A 23,498-nucleotide genomic window follows, 5' to 3' on the forward strand; every position below is an offset into this window, starting at 1 on the left:
TCCTCAGGCCGGTTTGACGAAGGGAAGGTCCCGAACGGACTCGCCGGTCAGACGCCGCCAGGCGTTGGCCACGGCCGGTCCGATGGGCGGCGTGCCGGGTTCGCCGACGCCTGTCGGGTCTTCGTCGGACTTCACGATGGCCACTTCCACCTCGGGCATTTCGTGGATGCGCAGCGATCGGTAACTGTCGAAGTTGGACTGCCTGACGCGACCGCCCTCTTCCAGCGTGATGGCGTCGAACAGGATGGCGCCCAGCCCGTAGCCGATACCGCCTTCCATCTGGGCACGGATCACGTTGGGGTTGACCGCCACGCCGCAGTCCACCGCGCACCAGACCCGGTGCACGCGTGGGCCCTCGTCGCCGCGGGATACCTCGGCGATCTCGGCCACGTAGCTGGAAAACGACTTGTGCAGGGCTACGCCGCGGGCCCGCCCCTCGGGTGCGGGGCCGGCGGCCTTGGCCAGCTTCGCCACTTCCCGCAGCACGCCGGCGTGGCGCGGATGTTCGTCCAGTAGTTCGAGCCGGCCCTCGATCGGGTCTTTGCCGGCCATTTCCAGCAGCTCGTCGATAAAGGTTTCGGTGGAATAGGCCGTGTGCGTGTGCCCTACCGAACGCCACCACAGTACCGGCAGCGGCGACGCCGGGCTGTGCAGCGATACTCGCAGGTTGGGCAGTCTGTACGGCAGATTGCGGGCGCCTTCCACTGATGTGGGGTCGATGCCGTCCTTGATCTGGCCGGCAAATGCCGAGCCGGCCATGATCGACTGGCCGACGATGGTCTGGTCCCAGGCCACGATGTTGCCGTCGTCATCGACGCCGCCGGACAGGCGGTGCACGTTCAGGGGGCGGTACCAGCCACCCTGGATGTCGTCCTCGCGCGACCAGACCAGCTTGAGCGGCCGGGACTTGCCGTGGGCCTTCGCCACCTCGGCGGCCTCACGGGCCAGATGGCTGGCCTGCGTGGCCCGCCGGCCGAAGCTGCCGCCCGCATACATGGTGTGAATGACCACCTTGCCGGGCTCGATGCCGAATACCTCGCCGATTGCCTGCTGGTCCATGGTCTGGATCTGGGATCCGAACCAGGCCTCCACCGAATCGCCCTGCGCCTGGATCACGCAATCCAGCGTTTCCATCGGCGCATGAGCGAGGTAGGGAAAGCGGTAGACCGCATCCAGCCGTTTCGCCAGACGCGACTGCACGCCGGCAACGTCGCCGCGATCCGTGGCGATATCGCCGACTTTCTCCGACAACGTCTCGAAATCCGCCGTGATCTGCTTGGTCGAGCGCGTCTCCGCCCCGGTCTCGTCCCAGTCGATCTTCAACGCCTTGCGGCCCTGCATGGCAGCCCAGGTGTCGCGGGCATAGACCGCGACGCCGCTGGGAATGGTCTGCACGTCCGCTACGCCCGGCACCTTGCGGGCCGCGGCGGCATCCACGCCGGCCACGGTCGCCCCGAACTTCGGCGGGTGCGCCACCACCACCGTCAGCATGTCGTCGCGCATCACGTCGAGCGTGAACTGTGCCTGGCCGTTGCTCTTGATGCTGGTATCCAGCTTGGGCACATCGGTGCCGATCAGGCGGAACTGGTCCGGTGATTTCAGCGTCACGTCTTCGGGCGGCTCGAAGCGGCTCGCAGCCTCGGCAAATTCACCGAACGACGCGCGCTTCCCGCTACCCTCGTGCGTGATCACACCCTTGCTGACGGAGATTTCCCCGGCCGGCACCGACCAGGCCTCGGCCGCGGCCCGCACCAGCAACGCCCGGGCGGCGGCACCGGCCTTGCGCATCTGGTTGTAGGAATTGGCCATGGCGGTCGACCCGCCGGTTCCCTGCACGCCGAACGCCAGGTTCTTGTACAGCTCGGCATCGGCCGGCGCACTGCGGGCCCGCATCTGGCCCCAGTCGGCGTCCAGTTCCTCGGCCACCAGCGTGGCCAGGCCGGTGAACGGCCCCTGGCCGAACTCGATGTGCTTGATCAACACCGTCACCGTGCTGTCCGGGGCGATGCGCACGAAGGCATTGGGCGAAAAATCGGCCCCGCTGCCATCCGGTCGGAAGAAGGCCGCGGCGCCGGAATCGGGGTCAGGCACCTGGGCGCGACCGCGCCCGGGCAGCGTCATGCCGATGATCAGCCCCGCCCCGGCCAGCGCGCTGTGCTTGAGGAATTCGCGGCGTCCGGTATTAATGGGTTGCACGCTCATAGCCCTACCCCGCCAGCTTGTCGGCCGCGTCGTGAACGGCCTGCCGGATACGCACATAGGTAGCGCAGCGGCAGATATTGCCGGCCAGCGCGCCGTCGATGTCGTCGTCCGTGGGATTGGGCTTTTCCGTGAGCAGATTGGTCGCGGTCATCACCTGGCCGGACTGGCAGAAGCCACACTGCGGGACGTCGATGGCGCACCAGGCGTCCTGGATCGCCTTGGCCTGCGGGCTGTCGAGCCCCTCGATGGTGGTGATCTTGCTGTTGCCGAGAAACTTCACCGGCGTCACGCAAGATCGTTTGGGCTGCCCGTCCACATGCACGGTGCAGGCACCGCACTGCGCTACACCGCAGCCGAACTTGGTGCCGGTCAGACCGAGCCGGTCTCGCAACACCCAGAGCAGCGGCATGTCTTTCGGGACATCGACATTGTGAGCGGTGCCGTTGATATTCAACTTCATGGCAAGTCCGGTTAGATCGTCGGAAACACCACTCTAAGCATGGCATCGTCGCCGGACAACCGTGGAAAGCGGCGGCATGGCACCGCCATCTGCCGCCCACGCTGGGCCAATGGCTATTCCGGTGTGATACCGCTTGCCACCAAGACACGCGCGGCCATGTTGTAGGCGGCGATCAGCGCGACGATCTCGACCTGCTGGCGCGGTTGCGGCCAGTGCTCGCGCAGGGCCGCGAACGTGGCCTCGTCGATGGTCACGTGGCGGGTACTGACCACGGCGAACGCTATCAACGCACGCTGCCCGGCATCGAACAGTTGCGTTGCTTCCGCGGCGGCCGCGGCATCGGTCACCAGGGCGTCGAACTGTATCTGGCTGCCGCCGGCCTGCAGGAACAGCGCTTCGTGGTGATGCAGCTCGTAGTCGGCGCCAGTAAGCGACGCCACGGTGCAAATGGCCAGCTCTCGGGTCAGGGCCGGCAATCCGAATTCGCCGCGCACCGCGCCCAGCAGGGCGCCCCAGCCGCGGGCCAGCGGTGGGCTGTGCAACAGGATGCGATCCAGATTCAGCAGCTCGCCGCCGCGGCGCTCGCGGATGGCGGCGACCAGATCGGCCGGGCCGGCCGCGTCATCGTCCAGATAGGGGATACGTGGCATGCGCTTACGGCCAGGGCTTTTCCGGGCGCAGCGCGGCCAGGCGCTTTTCCGGGTCTTCTTCCAGCACCATGGGATCGTGCGTGGGCAAGACCAGGTCGCTACGCTGGCCGATGTCGCGCATGGCGCGCAGCATCTGCTCCAGGTCGTAGTACAAGCCGGGCGGGATGCCCTGCCCCACGTTGAGCTGCACCTTGCGCACGATGTCGCCGACGATGCTCACCACTCCGTCCGGTGTATTCACATAGATGCACTGGCTGCCGGGCGTGTGGGTGTCCGGATAGAGAATGCAGTCGATGCCGGGAAACGGTGTGACATCGCCCTCGATCAGTTCCACCCGTTCCCACAACGGATTGACCAGGGCGGCGATGTCCTCGCGGTCGTAGAACAGTTCGCGATTGCCGATCTCCAGGCCGCGCGGGCCGATCGGTGCGGCGGCGGCGGCGAGCTCACTGCGCTGGACGATGATGCGGGCATTGGGCAGGTCCTCGCAGCCGCCCGCGTGATCGTAGTGCAGGTGGGTGATCAGCACCGTCTTGATATCTTCCGGCCGGTAGCCGAAGCGGGCCAGCTGCGCGGCCAGGGTGTTGTCCTCGCCGATACTGTGCGGCCCCAGCTTGTGGATGTTCATAGCGCGGTCGGCGCTGCGCATGCCGGTGTCCACCAGGATTGGCTCCGAGCCACCTTCGATGAGGAAGGCCAGAACCGGCACCTTCACCGGCGCCGCGTTCTTGGTCAGGCTCCAGAAGATGTCCAGCACCGAGCCCACCTGGGCCTCACCCAGGATCAACGGATGGACCTGGTATTCCTTGGTCTTGCCGGCCTTGGTCATAATGGCGCTCCCTGGCTGCGTGCTGCGTCGATCGCCGCCAGAACCCGTTCCGGCGACAGCGGCAGTTCACTGAGGTGCACGTCGAGCGGCGACAGCGCGTCCTCCACCGCGTTCATCACCGCCGCCGGAATGCCCACCGGACCGCCCTCTCCCATCCCCTTGGTTCCCAGGGGCGTGTTCGGGGACGGACAGACCAGATGACCGATCTCGATGTTGGGCACGTCCGGCGCCTGGGGAATCAGGTAGTCCCAGAAGCCCTTGTTGAGCAGGTGGCCCTGTTCGTCGTAGCACAGTTCCTCGCCCAGTACCGCACCCAGGCCCTGCACGCAGCCGCCGTGCAGCTGGCCGTTGACGATGGTCGGGTTGATCACCGTGCCGCAGTCGTGGGCGGCGTACACCCGGTCCACGCGGATGGCGCCGGTGTCGGCATCCACCTCAACGATCACCGCGAAGCAGCCGCTGGGATGGGTGGCGTAGATACTCAGCGAGCCGGCGTCGTTGGGCACCCAGCGAACCACCGGATTTGTCCAGGTGGCAGTGGCTTCCAGATTCGGTTCCTCGCCTTCCGGCACGATGCCGTGCGGGCCCGGCCACAGCGATACGGCGTTGCCGATGTTTTGAAAGGCCAGGCTGGCCACCCCGTCGGTCCGTTGCACGGCGCCGTCGCGCAGCGTGACAGCGTCGGTGTCGCATTCCATCATGCGAGCGCCGATGGCCCGCATGCGCCGCGCCAGCTTGCGGGCGGCCTCCACGGCGGCGGATACGCCGAAGCTGGCGCCGCGGCTGGACCAGGCGCCCAGGCCGTAGGGCACGCCGTGGGTGTCGCCGAATACCACGTTGATGCGGTCCGGGGTCACGCTGAACTCGTCGGCCACCACCTGGGCCAGGGTGGTTTCCACCCCCTGGCCGATATCCTGCATGCCGGTGAGCAGCAGGAAGTCGCCCTGCGGCATCATGCGCACGGTAGCGGTTTCGTAGGCATTGAAGATGCTGTTGGGCACCGCCCCGCCGGCCGGCTCCAGCATCATGGCGAAGCCCACGCCCAGGTAGCGGCCGGCGGCACGGGCCTCGGCCTGGCGCTTGCGGAACGCGGCCAGATCCACGCCGGCTTCCGCCATCGCCAGCAGCTCGGGGTAGTCGCCACTGTCATAGATCGGACCGGTGAGTATCTCGTAGGGAAACTCGTCGGGCTGGACCAGATTGCGCCGGCGTAGCTCGTTGGCGTCCATGCCGAGCTGGCGGGCCGCGATATTCATGAAGCGCTCGATGCCGTGGTTGGCGATGTCCTTGCCATAGCCACGGTAGGCGCCGTACGGCGCCTTGTTCGAGACCACGCCCACCACGTCCGCGCTATAGGCCGGCACCTTGTAGTTGCCGGGAAAATAGAACGCCCCCACCAGGAGCTGCCCCGCGCCGGCGGCCCGGTTGGTGCCATCGCAACCGCAGTTGCCCAGCAGATGTGTACGCAGGCCCAGGATGCGACCGTCGTTGTCGAAGGCGCCTTCCATGGTCAGGCGATAGTCGCGGGCGTGGATGCCGGAAAGCAGGTTCTCCTCGCGGGTCTCGGCCCACAATACCGGCCGCCCCGTGCGCATGGACAGCAGGCAGGGAATGACTTCCCCGTCCACCTGCAGCTTGAGCCCGAAGCCGCCGCCCACGTCCTTGCAGATCACCTCGATGCGCGCTTCCGGCAGATCCAGGGTCTGGGCCAGCAAGGTACGGCACTGGTGCGGGTTCTGGGTGGACAACCGCAGGGTCAACCGGCCCTCGCTGGACCAGTAATGGGCCAGCGCCACGCGCCCTTCCATCGGTACAGCCGTATAACGGTGGTGGGGAATCTCGGCCACCACGGTATGCGCGGCCTCGGCGAAGGCCTGGTCGAGCGGACCATCGCTGAACTGGTATTCGAGGCAGCGGTTGTCGGGCCAGTCCTCGTAGAGTCGCGGCGCGTCGTCGGCCAGGGCTTGGTCGATGTCCACCACCGGTTCCAGGACCTCGTAATCCACGACGATTTTCGCCAGCGCGTCTTCGGCAATATAGGGGTCGATGGCTGCCACCGCGGCCACCGGCTCGCCGTGATAACGGACCTTGTCCACCGCGATGGCATGCGATTTGTTCATGCGCATGCCGATGTCGATGGTGGGCGGTAGCGGGTGCGAGAACTCGGCCGCCTCGGCGCCGGTGAGCACCTGGGCGACGCCCGGCATGGCGCGGGCCGCGCTGGTGTCGATGCGCCGGATGCGGGCATGGGCGTGCGGGCTTCGCAGGATGGCGGCATGCAGCGTGTCGGCATCGGCCAGGTCGGCCACGTAACGCCCCTGGCCGGTCAGCAGACGGGTGTCCTGAACCCGCTCGGTGGACCGCCCCACCCACTTGTCGCCGTCCGTAGCCGGCCGCGACTCGTCGGCAACCGGCGGCGCGTCGCCGCGCATTTCCGCCGCCGCATCGAGCACGGAGGCGACTATGTTCTGGTAGCCCGTGCAGCGGCAGAGATTGCCCACCAGCGCCGCGCGCACCTCGGCCTCGTCAGGCTCGGAATTGCGTTCCAGCAAAGCCTGGGCGGAGTTGAGCATGCCCGGCGTGCAGTAACCGCATTGCAGGCCGTGCCGGCGGCGGAAGGCGCGCTGCAGCACGCTCAGGCGGTCCGCCGTACCCAGGGCCTCCACCGTCTCCACCGCCCTGCCGTCGGCCTGGCGCGCGAGCATCATGCAGGACTTCACCGGCGCGCCGTCCACACGCACGGTGCAGGCCCCGCAGCGGGCATCGTCACAGCCGGTATGGGTGCCAGTCAGGCGCAGTTCCTGACGCAGATAATCGACCAGCAACAGCCGCGAGGGCACCAGCGCCTCGCGTGTCTCGCCGTTGACCTCCAGCCGGATCGGGGTGCTGTCCCCGGGATTGCCGGTCATGCCGCACCTGCCGTCGCGCGCACCGCGCGGTCCGCGATCACCGGGAGAATCCGGCGGCGATAGGCCGCCGAGGCGTGCGGCGTGTCGGGCGGGGTCAGTTCGCGGGCGAAGGCCTCCAGGGCGGTGCGCAACGCCGCCGAACCGGGCTCGAGGGCCGGCAATGCATCGGCCGCCGGGGCAAAGACATGTCGGTGCACGCCACCGAATGCCAGACCGGGCCGTGCGCCGAGGGTTGCCGCGGCACTGACGATGCCGGGGTCCGCTGCACGCCGGGAAAACTTGACGAAGCCACTGGCCGGCGCTGCCGGCACCCGGATGGCCACGATCAACTCACCCCGGTTGCCGGCCGTCTCCCCGGCCAGAAAGTCTGCCAGTTGCCGGCGATGCTGCTGCCCGGCGCCGGCCACGACGATTTCGGCACCTGCCGCCAGCAGGGCCACCGCAACATCCGCGCTGCCACCGGTGCAGAGGTTGCCCCCTACCGTGGCGCGATTGCGGACCTGCACGTCACCCACCGCGGCGGCGGCAGCGGCGAGCGCCGGACAGTGCCGGCGCACCGCGGCATCGGCCGCCAGCGTGGCCAGGCGGGTGATCGCGCCGATTTCCAGGACATCGCCTTCCGCCCGGATGTAGTCGAGTTCGGACAGTCCGGAGATATCCACCAGGCGTTTGGGGGTGAGCAGGCGCTGGCGCATGTCCTTGAGCAACGCCTGGCCACCGGCCAGCCAGTAGGTATCGGCATCGGGCCGGGCCAGGATCGCGTCGAGCTCCGCCCGACCGTGCGGCCTCAGCAGTTCGAATTCAGCCGGTCGCATGTGTCCTCTCCTCCGCGCCGGTTTTCCGGCTGTCATCGTTTTTTCTGTCGTCGTTACGGCCCACGAACCACATGGACCACGGACCCTAGGCAGCAATCAGTTCCCGTACCGCGGCGGCGATACCTGGCGCATCCGGGATCAGGACCGCCTGCAGGTCCGGCGATGCGGGAACGCGCGTATCCGGTGTAGTCAGCCGCCGGACCGGTGCGCTCAGCAGGGATTCATGCGCCTCGTGAATCCGGCTGGCCAGTTCGGCGCCAAAGCCGCCGCTGCGCACTGCCTCGTGCACAATCAGGACCCGGCCGCCGCCATCGGCCACCGCCTGAGCCACGGCGTTGTGGTCCATCGGGTTGAGCCAGCGTAGGTCGACCACGGTGGTTTCAATGCCTTCCCCGGCCAGCTGCTCCGCCGCCTCCAGCGTGCGAGGCAGCATGCTGCCCCAGGTGAGGATGGTGGCATCCCCGCCGCTGCGATGGCGGCGCGCGCGGCCCACCGGTTCGGCACCGTCGGTGAGCGCCACTTCGCCCTTGTTCCAGTACAGCGCCCGCGCCTCGATGACCACGCAGGGGTCGGAATCGGCCGCGGCTGATCGCAACAGGCTGTAGGCGTCGGCGGGCGTCGCCGCCAGTGCCACCTTGAGGCCGGGGATGTGGGTCAGCAGGCCCTCGATGCACTGCGAGTGCTGCGAACAGGAGCCCGGTGTGGCGCCCTGCTGCATGCGCACCACCATCGGCACCGACGACTGGCCGCGCGTGACATAGCGGATATTGGCGGCCTGATTGATCAGCTGATCGAAGGCGACGAAGACGAAATCCGCCCACATGATTTCGACGATCGGACGCAGCCCGGAAAGGGCGGCGCCGACCGCGGAACCGAGGATGGCATTCTCGGCAATCGGGGTGTCGAACACGCGATCGGCGCCGAAATCTCGCTGCAGCAGCTTGCCCACGCCGAAGATACCGCCGGCCTTGCCGACATCCTCGCCGTAAAAGACAGTGGCCGGCTGGCTTTGCAGCTCGTCACGCAAGGCGGTGTTCACCGCCTCGGCATAGGTCATCTCCCGGGTTTCGCGCACCGCCGGGGCCGGCGCATCGACCGGCGGCGCCAGGACATGATCGGTGGCGGTGGCTGGATCCGGGCGCGGCATGGCCAGTACCCGCTCGGCCAGGGCGTCCACCGCCGTCTCCTGTTCCCGGTGCAGGGCGTCAACTTCATCAGCGCTCATGGCGCCGGCATCGATCAGGCGCTGGCCCAGCAGCGCGAGCGGGTCCTCCGCGGCGGCCGCCTTCTTGTCGGCAGCCGGGCGGTAGTGTTCGACGTCCTTGTTGTAATGGCCCCAGAGGCGGGGCACGCGGCACTCGATGAACATCGGCCCGTCGCCGTCACGCGCACGCTGCGCGGCGACCGCCACGGTGTCGCGCACCACCGCCGGGTCGGTGCCGGCAATGGTGGTGCTCTGCATGCCGTAGCCGCCGGCGCGGCGGGCCAGGCGCGAAACCCTGAACATGTCCCCGGTCGGCGTGAGTTCGGACCAGCCGTTGTGCTCGCAAAGAAAGATCACGGGCAGGGCGCGGGCGGCGGCGAACGCCATGGCTTCATGGGTGGCCCCCTGGTTCATGGCGCCATCGCCGATCGACACCAGCACCACCCGCCCGTTGCCGGCGGCGAGATTCGCCAGGGCCACCCCGCAGGCCTGGGTGGTGCCGGCCCCGACAATGGAGTTCTCGCCGATGAAACGGGTGTGCGGCGCCAGCATGAAGGCCGACCCGGCCCGCCCGCCGTTGATGCCGGCCTCGCGGTGGCAGATTTCGGCGAGGACTGCCTCGTCGCTCAGCCCCGCCGCCAGGGCCCAGGCATGGCCGCGATAGGTGGCGATGACCGGATCATCGTCCCGGAGACCGGCGACCGCGCCATAGGCCACCGCCTCCTGGCCGGCGCAGAGGTGGACCGAGCCGGCGATTCCCGGGGGATCGGTGCGGGTCAGTGCCAGCACCTTCGCCTCGAAGGCGCGCACGAAGCTCGTCCAGCGCAGGGCCTGGCGTATCGCATCGTGATCGAATGGCTGCGGCGACGACTGTGGCGCCGTATCGGCAGTTGCTCTGACCTGACCCATGGTCCCTCCTGGCACCGGTTGGCAGCGGCGGGCGTCGTGCGCCGACCCACTGAGCGTTGATGCTAGCGACCTTGCCAGAATTGTCAAATTATAATGTTCTTCTCATATTATGATTATTCTGATGTGCCTTCATGGGCCGCCACGACGCCCCGCAGGCTGTGCAAATACGCCGCCTGACGCTCGGTCAGGCGGTCCGTGGGTGCAGAGATGCCCAGGGCGAAGGCCGCCGGCATCCGCCCGATGGGCACGGCCAGACAGGACAGGCCTTCGGCAAACTCCTCGCGGTCCATGGCGAAGCCCTGTTGGCGGATTTCGGCGAACTGCGTCTTCAGACCGCTGCGGCTGGCCACGGTATGGGCGGTGCGGCGTGTCCGGGGGTGCCGCTGCAGGTAGGCATCGACCTGGTCCTCCGGACTCATCGCCAGCAGCAGCTTGCCCGAGGCGCGGGCGTGGGCGTCGCCGGCGAAGCCGCGCGGAATTTCCGCTGCCTGTACCGGCAGGCCACCGCGGGCGCTGGCCAGCACCACGATTTCGCCCTCCACCCAACCGACGGCGTAGGCGGTCTCGCCGGTGGCCTCCGCGGCCTCACGGGCGTAGGGCAGCAGGAAATCCGGCGCCTGGAACTGGCGGTTGAAGCCCTGCGCCAGGGTGGCTACCCCCAGGCCCAGCAGATAACGGTTGCCGTTGGTCTTGCGCACCATCTGCAGCGCGGAAAGCGTGTGCAGCAGGTGATAGACCACCTGGCGCGATAAGCCGAGGTCGCGGGCCAGCTCGGTGGCACCGATACCGCCACCGCCGTGCGCGGCGATGGCCTGCAGCAGCGCAATGGCGCGGGCCGCCGACCGCACCCGCGGTTTGGGCTCGCCCGGGGAATCAGCGCCGGCCACGCCACGAATCTCCCGGGCCGCCTTGTTCCGGAGCGTGGCCGGTGGCGGCGTGCGGCGGGGAAAGTTGCATTGTGGTCGCTCCTCTTCTAATTTCGGCAATCTTTCTTTTACGAATTTCCGCGCAAGGGGTGACATCGCATGGCGGCAAAACCCGCCAGTCCCTACTATACGGCCGACCACGAGTTGTTTCGCGATCAGGTGCGGCGCTTCGTGGCCCGCGAGGTCGAGCCGCATATCCATGCCTGGGACGAGGCCGGCCGGGTGCCGCGCGAGTTTTTCAGAACCGCCGCGGAAGCCGGATTGCTCGCCCTAGGCTACCCCGAGGAATTGGGCGGCACCCCAGTGCCCGATTATCACTACCACATCGTGTTTCACGAGGAGATTGCCCGCGCGGGATCGGGCGGCATCATCCCCGCGGTCTGGATTCACGGCATTGCCTGCCCGCCAATCGTGGCCTTCGGTACCGACGAGCAGAAGAATCGCTTCGTCAAACCGGTTCTCGCCGGGGACAAGATTGCCGCGCTGGCAGTCACCGAACCGGGCGGCGGCTCCGACGTGGCCAACCTGCAGACCGTGGCCCGGCGCGACGGCGACTACTACATCATCAACGGCTCGAAGACCTTCATTTCCGGCGGCATGCGAGCCGACCACTTCACCGTGGCGGTGCGCACCGGCGAGCCGGGTCTGGGCGGCGTTTCCATGCTGATCGTCGAGGCGGATTCGCCCGGCTTTTCGCGCACCGAGCTCAAGAAGATGGGCTGGTGGTGCTCGGACACCGCCACCCTGCACTTCGACGACTGCCGCGTGCCCGCGGCCAACCTCATCGGCATGGAAAACGCCGGATTCGCGGCGATCATGCACAACTTCAATCACGAGCGGCTGGGGCTGTCGGCCCAGGCCTACGGGCTGGCGCAGTGCTGTCTCGATGAGGCCACCGACTGGGCAAAACAGCGCCAGACCTTCGGCAAGCCGCTGATCAAGCACCAGGTGATCCGCCACAAGCTGGTGGATATGGCCACGCGCATCAACGCCACCAAAGCCACGCTGGAGGCCCTGGCCTGGCGCGTGGACCAGGGCGAAACGCCGATCGCTGAAATCTGCATGCTCAAGAACCAGGCGACCGGCACGCTGGAATTCTGTGCCAACGAGGCAGTCCAGATATTCGGCGGCATGGGCTACATGCGTGAAACCAAGGTTGAGCGCATCTACCGTGAAACCAAGGTGATGAGCATCGGCGGCGGTGCCACCGAGATCATGAAGGACCTGGCCGCGCGCCAGATGGGTTTCTGAACACCTGACCAGCCATCCCCTCTCCCGCCTGCGGGAGAGGGCCAGGGAGAGGGTCTTCGTCAGAACGCCCCCTCACCCGGACCTTCTCCCTTGGGAAGAAGGCCTCGTACACACCAGATAAATAACGATTCGGAGAGGAGTGACCACCATGAATGCCACCGCCATGCGCGAGAACCCGCCCTGGGCTGCCGCCCTGCCCAGCACCGACATGCCGCCGATTCCCGAAGATTCGCTGGCCGACATCGTCGAGCGCCACGTGGCCGAGGCGCCGGCGGCGCCCTGTCTGGAATACCTGGGGGTATCGATCAACTACAGCGAGATGGACGCCTGGGCCAACCGCTTCGCCAACCTGTTGCGCGATCTGGGCGCGAAGAAAGGTGACGTCATTGGCGTGCACCTGCCCAACACGCCGCAGTACGTGATTGCCCTGGTGGCGGCCTCCAAGCTGGGTTGCGCAGCCTCGGGCGTATCGCCCCTGCTGACGGCCGATGAGCTGGCCTATCAGGTGGACAACGCCGGCATCCGGTTCCTGGTCACCCTGGATCAGCTGTTCAACGGCGCGGTGGCCCCCATCGACGGCAAGGTGCCGGGCCTGGAGGCGGCTATTGTCGCCGGCCCCATCGACTTTCTGCCCGGCTGGAAGAAATTCCTCGCGCGGGTTCTCAAGAAGGTGCCGCAAGTCGATATCCCCGCAACCAAACAGTTCCGCACTATCGACTACTGGCCGGCCGTCAACGGCGCGTCCGCGGATCGTGTTCACACCCAGGTCGCGCCCGACGACGTGGCGCTGATCCAGTACACCGGCGGCACCACCGGCAAGCCCAAGGGGGCGCAGCTCACCCAGCGCAACCTGCAGGCCAACGCCGTGCAGAGCGAGGCCATGGTGACCTACAACGTGGGTGACGAGACCTTCGCCTCGGTGTTCCCCTACTTCCATGCCGCCGGCCTGGCCGTGTGCCTGATGGGCCTGCGCCAGCGCGCCAAGCTGCTGGTGGCGCCGGATCCGCGTGATCTCAAGACCTTCTGCAAGGCCATGCAGGCCCATCCGCCGACGCTGTTCGGCAATGTGCCCACGCTCTACCAGATGCTGCTGGACGAGCCCGAGTTCAGGAAGGTGGATTTCTCGCGCCTGAAGATGGCCATGTCCGGCGCCGGGCCGATGCCGGCCGAGGTGATCCCGAAGGTGGAAGCGGTGGTCGGCGAAGGCAAGTTCTGCGAGGCCTACGGGCTGACCGAAACCAGCCCCATGCTCACCACCAATCCGCCGGGCCGCACCAAGCCCGGCACCGTGGGCGTGCCGATTCCGGGCACCGATATCCGCATCGTCGACGCCGAGAATGGCGACAGGGAAATGCCTTTCAACGAACCCGGCGAGCTGATCGCCAACGGCCCACAGGTGTTCGGCGGCTACCTCGGGCTGCCGGAGGAGTCCGCCAAGGCCCTGCGCGAGTTCGACGGCAAGACCTTCTTCTATACCGGCGATATCGCGAAAATGGATGAAGAGGGCTACATAACCATCTGTGATCGCAGCAAGGACATGCTGATCGTCGGCGGTTTCAAGGTGTTCTCGGTGGAAGTCGAAAACAAGCTCAAGGCGCTGGACGACGTCGAACTGTCTGCCGTGATCGGCACCCCGGACGAAAAACGCCCCGGCAACGACGTGGTGAACCTGTACGTCCAGCTCACGGAGGCCGGCAAGGCCAAGTCCCACGATCAGGTCAAGGACGACATCCTGGCCTTCTGCCGCGAGCACATGTCCGCCTACAAGGTGCCCAAGCACATCCACATCGTCGACGAGATTCCACTGACCCCTGTGGGCAAGGTGGACAAGAAGGCGTTGCGTTGATGGCGTTCGCATCCTGTTTGTAACCCGAGGCGTTACGGGTTGCAGTCATGAGAGATGATCCTTAGCTTCGCGCACAAGCGACTGGAGAAGTTCTGCTGATACACAACCCACCCCATCCGGGTGAAGTACTCAAGGGAATTATGCCTGGATCCGCTGGGGCTGACTGTGACCGATGCGGCCAGTGCGCTCGGCATCAGTCGCAAGACCCTGTCCGCTTTGCTCAACGGTCGGGCCGGCATCAGTCCTGAGATGGCGGTCCGGCTGTCGATCGCCTTCGATACCTCCGCCGAAAGCTGGCTGAGTCAGCAGTCCCAGTACGATCTGTGGCAGGCGGAGCAGTAGCGGGCCAACCTCAGGGTAAAACGGCTGACGCCGGCCTGATCTGCAACTGATGAGATTGATCAGCGACCAGCAAGGCGCCTGTTCACCTCTTCAAGATCGAAGCGTTCAGGATCGAAGTCACTGTCAATCCATTCGGCCAGTTCGTCATGGTCCGGATGACCCGGATCGTCGAGCGCGGCAAGAAATTCCTCGTAACCACCGATGCCCCCGACATCCTCGGGCGGGCATGCACCAGCGCCGCCAATGCAGAGCGGCAAGTCTTGCCGGTCGTCGCTGTCGGTAACATCTTCAAGTGCTATCCGGTGCTCCCACCCATCCCCGAAGTCGTATTCGTAGATCAGGGAGTCGCCAGCTCGAATCAGGAATCTCGCGATGGGCACTCCGACCTCGTCGCTGGTGCCGTCATCGAACTCGGGGTCCGGTATCCCGAACCGTTGCTCACCCGCGATGAACTGATGGAGATGCGAATCGGTCCAGCCCATGGCACGTTGAAGGATATCGTGCAGCGCGGCCAGATCGATGGCACCCGGAATCAGCAGCCTTCGCCAGGCCGATGGCTCCACGCCTTCCAGAACCACCCGGATCTGAAACACAGACTCGTTCGTGATTGTCATATCGTGCTGCTTTCTGGTCGCTTGAATGGACGGCAATGCCAGGCCCGGCCACAAGGTGCCCGACCTGATCCACGTTGTCGATCACGCCCGGCTAGGCAGCGGCACACATTGAGAGACTACTGAAAACCCCGTTTTCCGGCAGTGAGCGCCTGTGCGGTGCAGGGACGTACCGCCCCAGGTCTAATCAGGGCATGTACTGGAAGTACCCGATTCTGGGTAGCGAAACGATAAGCGCGTTTTCGCCTCGCGACGCTGAAAAAGGCCAGGGCAAGCTTTTCAGCAGCGCCTCGGGGGTTTGAACAATCAGGGATAGCCTGTTTATGCCCAGGTGAGCTTGAGATCGCGCCGGGTGGCGGCACAGTCCCGCAGATACAGGTTGATCAGGCTTTGATACGGAATGCCCTTTTCCTCCGCCAGACCCCGGAAATAAGCAATCGTATCCTCGTCCAGGCGAATGGTGATCTGCTTTTTCATCCGCCGGGCATAAGGATTCGGTTTGGACGCCGAGAAATCGTATCGATCACGCATGGATGAAGCCCTCATACTGTTTTCGTTCCTGACGGTCCGCCTTGCGGGCCGAAATGATCCGGATCAGGTCGGGGCCGCGCTCGCAATGGCAGACGATAAGCAGACGAAAACCATTGCTCATGCCGATAAGAATAAACCGCTCTTCATCTTCCGAGTGGTCCGGATCGGAAATGAGCCGACCGTGTTCGTCAGCGAACACGGTCTTCGCCTCCTCGAAGGAAACGCCATGCTTTCTCTGGTTGGCGGCATCTTTCGAGGCATCCCACTCGAAGCGCAGCATCGTCATGAGCGAAATATAACTACAATGTAATGCATTGACAAGCATACCCGCTGCACAGGTATGAAGTGACCATTGATCGAAGCCAAGGCCACTTGCCCACGTCGTGCAAACCATGACCGATCAGCGCCGCCATACGGCGGCTCATGACTTGCCCACTACCGGCAGATGCCACTGCCACCGAATGGCCACCAGCCGCAGGGCAACCACTACGGACATGCCGGCCACGAATGCCGGCGTCCGCGCCATCCCCACCGCGTGCAGGCCCAGATAGACGACGATGCCCAGAATGGCGGCGGTGGCGTAGATTTCCCGGCGCAGCAGCAACGGCACGCGGGCGGTGATCACGTCCCGCAGCACGCCGCCGGTCACGCCGGTCATGGTGCCCATCAACACCGCGATCAACGGCGGGCTGCCGGCGGCTTCCGCGAGTTGCGCGCCGGACAGCGCGAACAATCCCAGACCCATCGCATCGGCCACCATCATGGACGCCCCCGATGTGGATCGCAGTCGTAGCCAGGCGACCGTTGCCAGCGCCGCGGCGATGATGACGATCACGTACCAGATGTCCGAGACCCAGAAGATCGGATGCCGATCCAGCAGCAGATCCCGCAGCGTGCCGCCGCCGATAGCGGTGATTGCCGCGACCACCAGAATGCCGAGAATGTCCAGTTCCCGGTCACGGGCCGCCAGCACGCCGCTGGCGGCGAAAACCGCGACGCCGACGAGGTCGAGATAGTAAAGCAGCATTGCTGGTGTGCCCCGGGGTCGCTGATCACTGCGCGCAACATAACCGCGATGGGAATTCGTCGATAGCCGCCAGGTCAGGTGATATCATTTGATTATCAAACGATATTGGTCATGACATGGTCAGAACCATCATCAGCCTCGATCCGGAAGAGAAGAAATGGCTGGATCAGCAGGCGCAGCGCAGTGGTCGCACCATGACCGCGGTCGTCCGAGAGGCGTTGTCACAATACCGCGAGCGAGAGATCAGGCGTGGTCAACCTTCGCAGGCAGAACTTCTGATCCGCACGCAGGGGCTCTGGACCCGAGGCGACGGCCTCGAGTGGCAGGAGCAGTGGCGCGGGGAATGGACCGAACGTTGAAGGTGCTACCGCATTTCTGGAACAGCAGGCAGCATCCGCCGCAATCTCCGCAATTACCCGCGCTGAAGTCCTGGCCGGGTGTGATGACATGATTTTCGAGCCGGTATCCGCTCTGCTTGAGAGTTTTGTGTTCCTGCCCATGGATAAACCGATTGCCGATCAGGCCGCCCGGCTGCGCCGCGAGACAAGACTCAAGTTGCCGGACGCCATCCGGGCAGCTTCGGCGCTGGTCCACGGTATGCAACTGGCAACCCGCAACACGCGAGATTTCGACCCTGACGTCTTCGATTTCGTCCAGGTGCCCTACCCGTCCTGATGATCGAATCAAAAGCGCCAGCGAAAATCCCGCAGACGATGACGGAAATCGCGATCACCCGGCCGGGCGATGCCGATGTGCTGCAACCACGGGTGGTCGATGTGTCGACGCCCGGCCCCGGCGAACTGCTGGTCCGGGTGGCTGCCGCCGGCGTGAACCGCCCGGACGTCATGCAGCGCGAGGGCAAGTACCCGATGCCGCCGGGGGTGAACCCGACGCCCGGCCTGGAGATCGCCGGCGAGATCGTGGCGATTGGCAGTGAGGTCGCGGCCTACGCCACCGGTGATCGCGCCTGCGGCCTTACCGAAGGCGGCGGCTACGCCGAATATTGCCTGTTGCCGGCGACTCAGGCCCTGCCCGTCCCCGACGGACTGTCGCTGATCGAGGCCGCCGCCCTGCCGGAGACTTACTTCACCGTCTGGGCCAACCTGTTCGACACCGGCGGCGTGAAACGCGGCGATACCGTGCTGATTCACGGCGGCACCAGCGGTATCGGTACCACAGCGCTGGCCCTGTGCCGGGCCTTTGGCGTCACCGCCCTGGCCACCGCCGGTAGTGACGACAAATGCCGGGCCATCGAAAGCCTCGGCGGCATCGCGATCAACTACCGCGAAACCGACTTTAGCGAGGCTGTATCCACGCACACGAATGGTCAGGGCGTCGATGCAATCCTGGATGTCGTCGGTGCGAAGTACTTCAGTCGCAATCTGGCGGCGCTGGCCCGGGACGGCCGGCTGATCGTCATCGGCTTCATGGGCGGCACCACCGCCGAGCAGGTCGACCTGATCAGCCTCGTGCTCAAACGCGCTCACGTAACCGGCTCCACCATGCGGGCGCGCAGCCGTTCCGAAAAGGCGGCGATTGCCACGGCATTGCGCGACCAGGTCTGGCCGCTGCTGGCGTCGGGGGACTGCACCCGCCCGATCATCCACAAGACCTTCCCGCTGGCGGACGCCGCTGCGGCGCATCGTGAAATGGAGAGCGGCCGGCATATCGGGAAAATCGTGCTCGAGGTCAATGCCGAGGTTGCTGGCACATCGGACGTCGCATCTGTCCATCACGGTGCCGGGCAATGACTTGAGAGGCAACCAAAAGAAAACCATAATGCAACCGTCGACTCCCAGCGGTTTGCCGCCATGCCCGCGATCACCATCAAGAACATCCCGGCCGAGCTCTACGATCAGCTCAAAACATCGGCCCACGCCCACCATCGCAGCATCAACAGCGAGCTGATCCACTGCCTGGAAACAGCCCTCATGCCTCGACCGGCGAGCCCGCGGGAACGGCTTGCCGCGGCGCAGGCGTTACGGCAGCGGGTTCGAGCCGAGCGAATCGATGCGGATGACATCCAGGCTGCCAAGGAGCAAGGCCGCGCATGATCGTGGTGGATACCAACACCATCGCGTATCTCTACCTGCCCACGAATGACACGCCGGACGTGGAAAAGCTGCTTGCGCGGGAGCCGGAATGGGCCGCCCCGCTGCTCTGGCGCAGTGAATTCCGCAATATCCTGGCGCTGTACCTGCGAAAGGGGCTTGTTGATTTCGAGACTGCCTGTCTGATGCAGCGTCAGGCGGAGGCCCTCATGGCCGGCGGCGAGTACGAGGTCGATTCGCTTTCCGTGCTTGCCAACGCGGAGGAGAGTCACTGCTCGGCTTACGACTGCGAGTTCGTGGCCCTGGCGAAAAGTCTGAACACAACCCTGGTCACCGCCGACAGAAAGCTGCTGAAAGCCTTCCCGGGTCTGGCATCCACCGCGCGGGCGTACATTGCGAGCCGTTAACCGTCGGCCTATTCCGGCCAACGCTGCCTCCCATGCCTTCATACACCGGGCTCAAGAGAACAAGCCCCCTGGTCAGACGAGAATACCTCCCCGTTTATAGCGCTGCCCGAAACCGTCGCCGGTCAGGCATCACCAACCCAGTTGGCCAGCCGCAAGCGCGGCACGCGGCGGAACTCGCGTTCGTTATTTGTCACCAGCACCGCATCCAGCGCCAACGCGTGGGCGGCGATAAGCTGGTCCAGCGCACCGATGGGCTGACCCTGTCGCTCCAGATGGCTCCGGAGTTCGCCGTATTCCCGCATGGCGGTCTCATCAAACGGCAGAACCACCAGGGGCGCCAGGAACTTGTCCAGCGCGTCCCGGTTCTTCCGGGAGCCGCTCTTGGCTACACCGAAGGTGAGTTCCGCGCCGGTAATGCTGGAAATGGCAACCTCGCCGACTTCCCGACCGGCGAAGTATTCGAACACTTCCGGCGGGCGCCGATTGATGATGTAGATGCAGGTATTGGTATCCAGGAGCGAAACCGAGCGGCTCATTCCGGCCAATCCGGGCGGGTCTGCTGGGCCGGCTGCTCACGCTCGATCTCGAAGCCAGGCTCGAACTCGTCCAGCGCCTCCCGCATGATTTCCCAGGGCGCATCCAGCGGCAGCAGCAACACGCCGTTTCCGAAACGCTTGGCAATGACCTCCGTGCCCTCGAATCGCAATGCCTTGGGCAGGCGCACGGCCTGACTACGTCCCGATTTGAAGATTTTTGCCGCAGTCATGACTTATCCGACACATCAGTTGATAGCTACCAATGGTATTTATCGGCATAGCCAGCGTCAATATCCCGAATGCCTGTAAACAGGCCAGATTACGCCGACAATGGCGCCAAGAGGCTCCTCAAGCCAGCTTGTCATCCGCCACCCGATAGCGCGGGTCCTCGTGGTAATCCACGATGATCATGCGCCGGGCCTTGTCCATCAGCTCGGTGCAATCCCGGCTGAGATGGCGTAGCGACAGGTGCTTGCCGGCCCGTTGATAGCGTTCCGCCAGGGCATTCACGGCGTCGATCGCCGAATGGTCCATCAGCCGGGCGTTACGGAAGTCGATCTCCACCGTATCCGGGTCATCGCGGGGCACGAACTGCTGCTGAAAACCGGCGACCGACGCGAAGAATACCGTGCCCTCCACGTCGTAGATCTTGCGGCCATCCGGCCCCTCGCGGCTGCTCACACGCACCTGCTTGGCGTGCTCCCAGGCGAATACCAGCGCCGAAACGATCACGCCCACCACCACTGCCGCGGCAAGGTCCACTACGACGGTCACGGCCGCGACCAGCAGGCCCACCCGCACATCGGCCCGCGGCACCTTGCCGAACAGCCGGAAGCTGCCCCACTCGAAGGTCTTTTCCGCCACCACCACCATCACGCCGATCAGGGCGGCGAGCGGAATCGCTTCGATCAGCGTGGACCCGAACATGATGAACGACAGCAGGAACAGCGCCGTGGCCACGCCGGAAATCCGGTGCAGCGCGCCGTTACCCACGTTGATCATGCTCTGGCCGATCATCGCGCAGCCGCCCATACCGCCGAAGAAGCCCGTCACCACATTGGCCGCCCCCTGCGCTGCCGAGTCCTTGTTCGGCCGGCCACGCGTCTCGGTCATGTCGTCGATCAGATTCAGCGTCAGCAGCGACTCGATCAGCCCGATCGCCGCCAGAATCAGGGAATACGGCAGGATCACCCGCAGCGTCTCCAGATTCCACGGCACCTGCGGCAGATGGAAGCTGGGAAAACCGCCCGCAATCGAGCCGAGATCGCCCACCGTCCGGGTGTCGATGCCCAGGCCCAGCGTCAGCAGGCTCACCGCGACGATCGCCACCAGTGTGGCCGGCAAGGCCCGCGTCAGACGCGGAAACAGATAGATGATGGCCACGGTCAGCACCGTCAGCCCCACCATCGTGTACAGCGGCAAACCGGAAAGCCAGGTATGCCCGCCATCCGGTCCTGCCACCTTGAAGTGCTGGAACTGCGCCAGAAAGATCACGATGGCCAGTCCGTTGACGAAGCCCAGCATCACCGGGTGCGGCACCATCCGGATGAACTTGCCCAGCCGACAGGCTGCGAAAACCAGCTGGAAAAGCCCCATAAGCACCACGGCGGCAAACAGATACTCCACCCCGTGCGTGGCCACCAGACTGACCATCACCACCGCCAGCGCACCGGTCGCCCCGGAGATCATCCCCGGCCGTCCCCCGAACAGCGACGTGATAAGCGCCACGATGAAGGCCGCGTACAGCCCGGTGAGCGGCGACACCTGCGCCACCAGCGCAAAGGCCACGGCCTCCGGCACCATCGCGAGCGCAACCGTCAGGCCGCTGAGAACATTGATTCGGAACACGGCCGGGGAAATCATCCGGGTACTTTTCTCCAGAAAAAACGGCGTTGCCTCGGCGACGGGGGTCGTCGAGCCAGATGGAAAACGGGAATGGGATGGTTGGGTCAGCGCGCCGGCGCGTGGGGACGAACGAGTGTTGATCCATGCATCGCGTGCTGCGATGCACCATTATGCATGAGTCGTATATCTTTGTCTGTGGCGAAATCAGTGTGTTATGGCTTCATCGACAAACGACCAATGAGAAGAACGCAAGACCCGGCGATGAATCCTTGTCTAGGACCTTGACGGCACAATTTCTTATCATTGAGGTTCAAAGATTCGCCGAGGATCGGGAGTAGATTGATTAAGATATTCTTTCCTCTCTGACTTGGGAAACAGGCCTTTTACTGCTTGAGCACTGGCGATATTCTGGGTGAAATCACCTAAAATTTGATAGGTTTCTTTTAGATACTTCAATATCCGCACTGTCTTCTCGTCTAAATAAGGCTTCTGTCTACCAGTTATTTCTCGAAATAATGTTTGAGGCTTTGAGCTCGGCAATATCTCTTCACACCACTCGCCAAAAAACATTGTTCGCTTTCTCGTTAATAACTCTCGGATACAATCCATCTGAGCATAGAGCCGATTACTAATGCGGGCGGCCTTATTTAGATTGTTATAACTAGGGTTAATCTGAGATGATTGATATACTGGTAAGAAATTCTTGCAAATCTGCTCTCGAATATCAGAAATAAATTCCTCTAAATTCAATTGAATAATTCCAAGCTCACTGTCAAATGGTAGAAATTCATCGGCTTTTTGAAGCTCTTCATCGTTATTATCTATACATTCATATTCGGATCTGTCAAGAATATAAACGGGCTCAAATTTACCACCAATTAACACACGTGACTTGTCCCAACTCAATAATTTACTTCTCAAAGTCGGCGTGCTTGCATCATCAAATATCGGTAACGATGACCAATTATATTCCGACTCCTCGCCTATATGCGCCAGGTTGAGCTGTTCTTTTAAATCATCAAGGCCCGTAATCACGCCAGTATCAGAGAGCCGAAAATCGCTTACCATATCCATGGCGTTTCGGTTCGCTGTACCAGAGTATCGCTCGTAAATAATTGTTGATGCGCCGGAATCTGCTTTTTTTGAAAAAAAGTTTACGTAATGGAAGTCTTTTGACATCAGCATCATTATTTACCTTTATAAATTGACCATCTTACAACTCCATGTCTCCCGTTTGGAATGTGCAACATGCTGCGTTCTTCGTCGTCACTCCCTTATTATCCTAGCGTCTGCCGGGAAATGCCAATGCACAGCAGCGGCAGGTAAAAATACTGCCTTGTTCTATGGTCATTTTTATAGAAATTTATTTCAACTCCTCAAAAAGGTTGGCTAAAGCCTCTGTAGCAAATTTATAGTTGTTCTGTTCTTCACTCAGTTCTTTTGTGGCCCTGAACACTAACCATTCCCAATCCTTTCCATACGTGAGCTGAGCCGGGACAGATAGAAGTAACAGCACCTTGAATTTCGCCTCATTACTGAGATTTGTATTTATATACCAGCCATTGGAAAGCTTTCCATAGTTCGCTTGGCTCTCATGAAGGTGCGGCGAGTTAGGAAACAATAGCTCCGGATTTGGTGCAAAATAGTTTCTCTGCGTACCTCGCGCGAATCGCATGATATGGTTATCAACTCTTTGAAATACGTGTGGAATTAGATGGCTAATCTCCTCGGCAAGCCAGATAAAACCTTCTTTTGCTGATTGAAATTCTTTGGTCTTATTACCAATAACTGCTCGGTTATACTTCCGGCCACCTAATCCACCTTTTGGCTCGACGCCCCATCCAGGGAATTCGGTGTCAAGCCTTTCGAGGACGATATCCTCGAATTCGGGAGCATTTTTTTTTCGAACATTTTTGAGAAGCTTCAATAGCCCTGTCCTGTCTTCTCTCGCGACCATATTTTTAAAATTTTGAATATCCATGGTGAAAATTATTGTGGCCAGCTAACACTGATTAGATGGAATTCGCCTATATGGAGCGTATTTCTATGTAACAACTGTGTTTCCTATAACGGGGCATGGAGTGGTCTATGAACTAAATAAATACCAAAACCAAAGACAGCATAATCGTAAAATATCCCGTACTGCT

The 23,498-nt window shown here is 63.4% G+C and carries 24 protein-coding genes and 1 pseudogene; 8 read left to right on the top strand and 17 right to left on the bottom strand.

The window, feature by feature from the left end; all coding sequences use genetic code 11:
* Positions 1-3: 3 nt before the first annotated feature.
* From RM531_RS03375 to RM531_RS03410, 8 genes are all read right to left on the bottom strand, one after another.
* Positions 4-2,202, bottom strand: coding sequence for a xanthine dehydrogenase family protein molybdopterin-binding subunit (locus RM531_RS03375; RefSeq protein WP_311657301.1), 2,199 nt, complete (start codon positions 2,200-2,202; stop codon positions 4-6).
* Between the two features lie 4 nt (positions 2,203-2,206).
* The gene (locus RM531_RS03380; RefSeq protein ID WP_311657303.1) at positions 2,207-2,662 is read right to left on the bottom strand and encodes a (2Fe-2S)-binding protein; all 456 of its coding nucleotides are present in this window, start codon (positions 2,660-2,662) and stop codon (positions 2,207-2,209) included.
* Positions 2,663-2,775: 113 nt separating this feature from the next.
* Positions 2,776-3,312, bottom strand: coding sequence for a carboxymuconolactone decarboxylase family protein (locus tag RM531_RS03385; RefSeq protein WP_311657305.1), 537 nt, complete (start codon positions 3,310-3,312; stop codon positions 2,776-2,778).
* A gap of 4 nt (positions 3,313-3,316) precedes the next feature.
* The gene (locus RM531_RS03390; protein ID WP_311657306.1) at positions 3,317-4,141 is read right to left on the bottom strand and encodes an N-acyl homoserine lactonase family protein; all 825 of its coding nucleotides are present in this window, start codon (positions 4,139-4,141) and stop codon (positions 3,317-3,319) included.
* Positions 4,138-7,050 carry a molybdopterin-dependent oxidoreductase gene (locus tag RM531_RS03395; RefSeq protein ID WP_311657308.1) on the bottom strand — a complete coding sequence of 971 codons (2,913 nt, stop codon included), beginning with the start codon at positions 7,048-7,050 and terminating at the stop codon, positions 4,138-4,140. Before RM531_RS03395 ends, RM531_RS03390 begins: the two co-directional genes overlap by 4 nt.
* The gene (locus RM531_RS03400) at positions 7,047-7,865 is read right to left on the bottom strand and encodes an FAD binding domain-containing protein (protein ID WP_311657310.1); all 819 of its coding nucleotides are present in this window, start codon (positions 7,863-7,865) and stop codon (positions 7,047-7,049) included. Before RM531_RS03400 ends, RM531_RS03395 begins: the two co-directional genes overlap by 4 nt.
* An 85-nt stretch (positions 7,866-7,950) precedes the next feature.
* Complete coding sequence (locus tag RM531_RS03405; protein WP_311657312.1) at positions 7,951-9,978, bottom strand: alpha-ketoacid dehydrogenase subunit alpha/beta; 2,028 nt, start codon at positions 9,976-9,978, stop codon at positions 7,951-7,953.
* A gap of 113 nt (positions 9,979-10,091) precedes the next feature.
* On the bottom strand, positions 10,092-10,865 hold the full coding sequence (locus tag RM531_RS03410; protein ID WP_311657314.1) for an IclR family transcriptional regulator: 774 nt from the start codon (positions 10,863-10,865) through the stop codon (positions 10,092-10,094).
* Positions 10,866-11,003: 138 nt separating this feature from the next.
* Here RM531_RS03410 and RM531_RS03415 point away from each other — a divergent pair, with 138 nt between their 5' ends.
* The 3 genes and pseudogenes from RM531_RS03415 (at position 11,004) to RM531_RS03425 (ending at position 14,343) form a co-directional block, all read left to right on the top strand.
* Positions 11,004-12,155 carry an acyl-CoA dehydrogenase family protein gene (locus RM531_RS03415; protein WP_311657316.1) on the top strand — a complete coding sequence of 384 codons (1,152 nt, stop codon included), beginning with the start codon at positions 11,004-11,006 and terminating at the stop codon, positions 12,153-12,155.
* 148 nt (positions 12,156-12,303) lie between these two features.
* Entirely contained in the window at positions 12,304-14,001 is a 1,698-nt protein-coding gene (locus RM531_RS03420) for a class I adenylate-forming enzyme family protein (RefSeq protein ID WP_311657318.1), read from the top strand.
* A 92-nt stretch (positions 14,002-14,093) separates the two neighbouring features.
* A pseudogene (locus RM531_RS03425) lies at positions 14,094-14,343 on the top strand (HigA family addiction module antitoxin).
* A gap of 59 nt (positions 14,344-14,402) precedes the next feature.
* Here the strand turns inward: RM531_RS03425 and RM531_RS03430 are convergent.
* The 4 genes from RM531_RS03430 to RM531_RS03445 all read right to left on the bottom strand — a co-directional run bounded on the left by RM531_RS03430 (position 14,403) and on the right by RM531_RS03445 (position 16,512).
* Positions 14,403-14,957: a plasmid pRiA4b ORF-3 family protein gene (locus RM531_RS03430; RefSeq protein WP_311657322.1), complete on the bottom strand. Its 555-nt coding sequence runs from the start codon at positions 14,955-14,957 to the stop codon at positions 14,403-14,405.
* Positions 14,958-15,275: 318 nt separating this feature from the next.
* Entirely contained in the window at positions 15,276-15,485 is a 210-nt protein-coding gene (locus RM531_RS03435) for a BrnA antitoxin family protein (protein WP_311657323.1), read from the bottom strand.
* Positions 15,478-15,771 carry a BrnT family toxin gene (locus tag RM531_RS03440; protein WP_311657325.1) on the bottom strand — a complete coding sequence of 98 codons (294 nt, stop codon included), beginning with the start codon at positions 15,769-15,771 and terminating at the stop codon, positions 15,478-15,480. The genes RM531_RS03435 and RM531_RS03440 overlap by 8 nt, the downstream gene beginning before the upstream one ends.
* A 135-nt stretch (positions 15,772-15,906) precedes the next feature.
* Entirely contained in the window at positions 15,907-16,512 is a 606-nt protein-coding gene (locus RM531_RS03445) for a trimeric intracellular cation channel family protein (RefSeq protein WP_311657327.1), read from the bottom strand.
* A gap of 116 nt (positions 16,513-16,628) precedes the next feature.
* On the opposite strand from RM531_RS03445, the gene RM531_RS03450 reads away from it, so the two are divergent.
* From RM531_RS03450 to RM531_RS03470, 5 genes are read left to right on the top strand one after another with little or no spacing between them, the layout of a single operon-like run.
* Positions 16,629-16,871, top strand: a complete 243-nt coding sequence (locus RM531_RS03450) for a ribbon-helix-helix protein, CopG family (RefSeq protein ID WP_311657328.1) — start codon at positions 16,629-16,631, stop codon at positions 16,869-16,871.
* Between the two features lie 43 nt (positions 16,872-16,914).
* Complete coding sequence (locus RM531_RS03455; protein ID WP_349255386.1) at positions 16,915-17,187, top strand: PIN domain-containing protein; 273 nt, start codon at positions 16,915-16,917, stop codon at positions 17,185-17,187.
* 38 nt (positions 17,188-17,225) lie between these two features.
* Positions 17,226-18,263: an NAD(P)H-quinone oxidoreductase gene (locus tag RM531_RS03460; protein ID WP_311657330.1), complete on the top strand. Its 1,038-nt coding sequence runs from the start codon at positions 17,226-17,228 to the stop codon at positions 18,261-18,263.
* 60 nt (positions 18,264-18,323) lie between these two features.
* Positions 18,324-18,566 (top strand): FitA-like ribbon-helix-helix domain-containing protein, encoded by a 243-nt coding sequence (locus tag RM531_RS03465; protein WP_311657331.1) that lies wholly within the window; start codon positions 18,324-18,326, stop codon positions 18,564-18,566.
* Complete coding sequence (locus RM531_RS03470; RefSeq protein WP_311657332.1) at positions 18,563-18,970, top strand: type II toxin-antitoxin system VapC family toxin; 408 nt, start codon at positions 18,563-18,565, stop codon at positions 18,968-18,970. The genes RM531_RS03465 and RM531_RS03470 overlap by 4 nt, the downstream gene beginning before the upstream one ends.
* A 122-nt stretch (positions 18,971-19,092) precedes the next feature.
* Here the strand turns inward: RM531_RS03470 and vapC are convergent, their stop codons facing one another.
* The 5 genes from vapC to RM531_RS03495 all read right to left on the bottom strand — a co-directional run bounded on the left by vapC (position 19,093) and on the right by RM531_RS03495 (position 23,332).
* Complete coding sequence (gene vapC, locus RM531_RS03475) at positions 19,093-19,506, bottom strand: type II toxin-antitoxin system tRNA(fMet)-specific endonuclease VapC (protein ID WP_311657333.1); 414 nt, start codon at positions 19,504-19,506, stop codon at positions 19,093-19,095.
* Positions 19,503-19,736, bottom strand: a complete 234-nt coding sequence (locus tag RM531_RS03480) for an antitoxin (RefSeq protein WP_311657335.1) — start codon at positions 19,734-19,736, stop codon at positions 19,503-19,505. Before RM531_RS03480 ends, vapC begins: the two co-directional genes overlap by 4 nt.
* Positions 19,737-19,854: 118 nt before the next feature.
* Positions 19,855-21,369, bottom strand: coding sequence for a SulP family inorganic anion transporter (locus RM531_RS03485; protein ID WP_311657337.1), 1,515 nt, complete (start codon positions 21,367-21,369; stop codon positions 19,855-19,857).
* Positions 21,370-21,651: 282 nt separating this feature from the next.
* The gene (locus RM531_RS03490) at positions 21,652-22,536 is read right to left on the bottom strand and encodes a hypothetical protein (protein WP_311657338.1); all 885 of its coding nucleotides are present in this window, start codon (positions 22,534-22,536) and stop codon (positions 21,652-21,654) included.
* A gap of 178 nt (positions 22,537-22,714) precedes the next feature.
* Positions 22,715-23,332 carry a hypothetical protein gene (locus tag RM531_RS03495; RefSeq protein WP_311657340.1) on the bottom strand — a complete coding sequence of 206 codons (618 nt, stop codon included), beginning with the start codon at positions 23,330-23,332 and terminating at the stop codon, positions 22,715-22,717.
* Positions 23,333-23,498 lie beyond the last annotated feature (166 nt).

The sequence above is a fragment of the Spectribacter acetivorans genome, assembly GCF_031846305.1.
GTDB lineage: Bacteria > Pseudomonadota > Gammaproteobacteria > Nevskiales > Salinisphaeraceae > Spectribacter > Spectribacter acetivorans.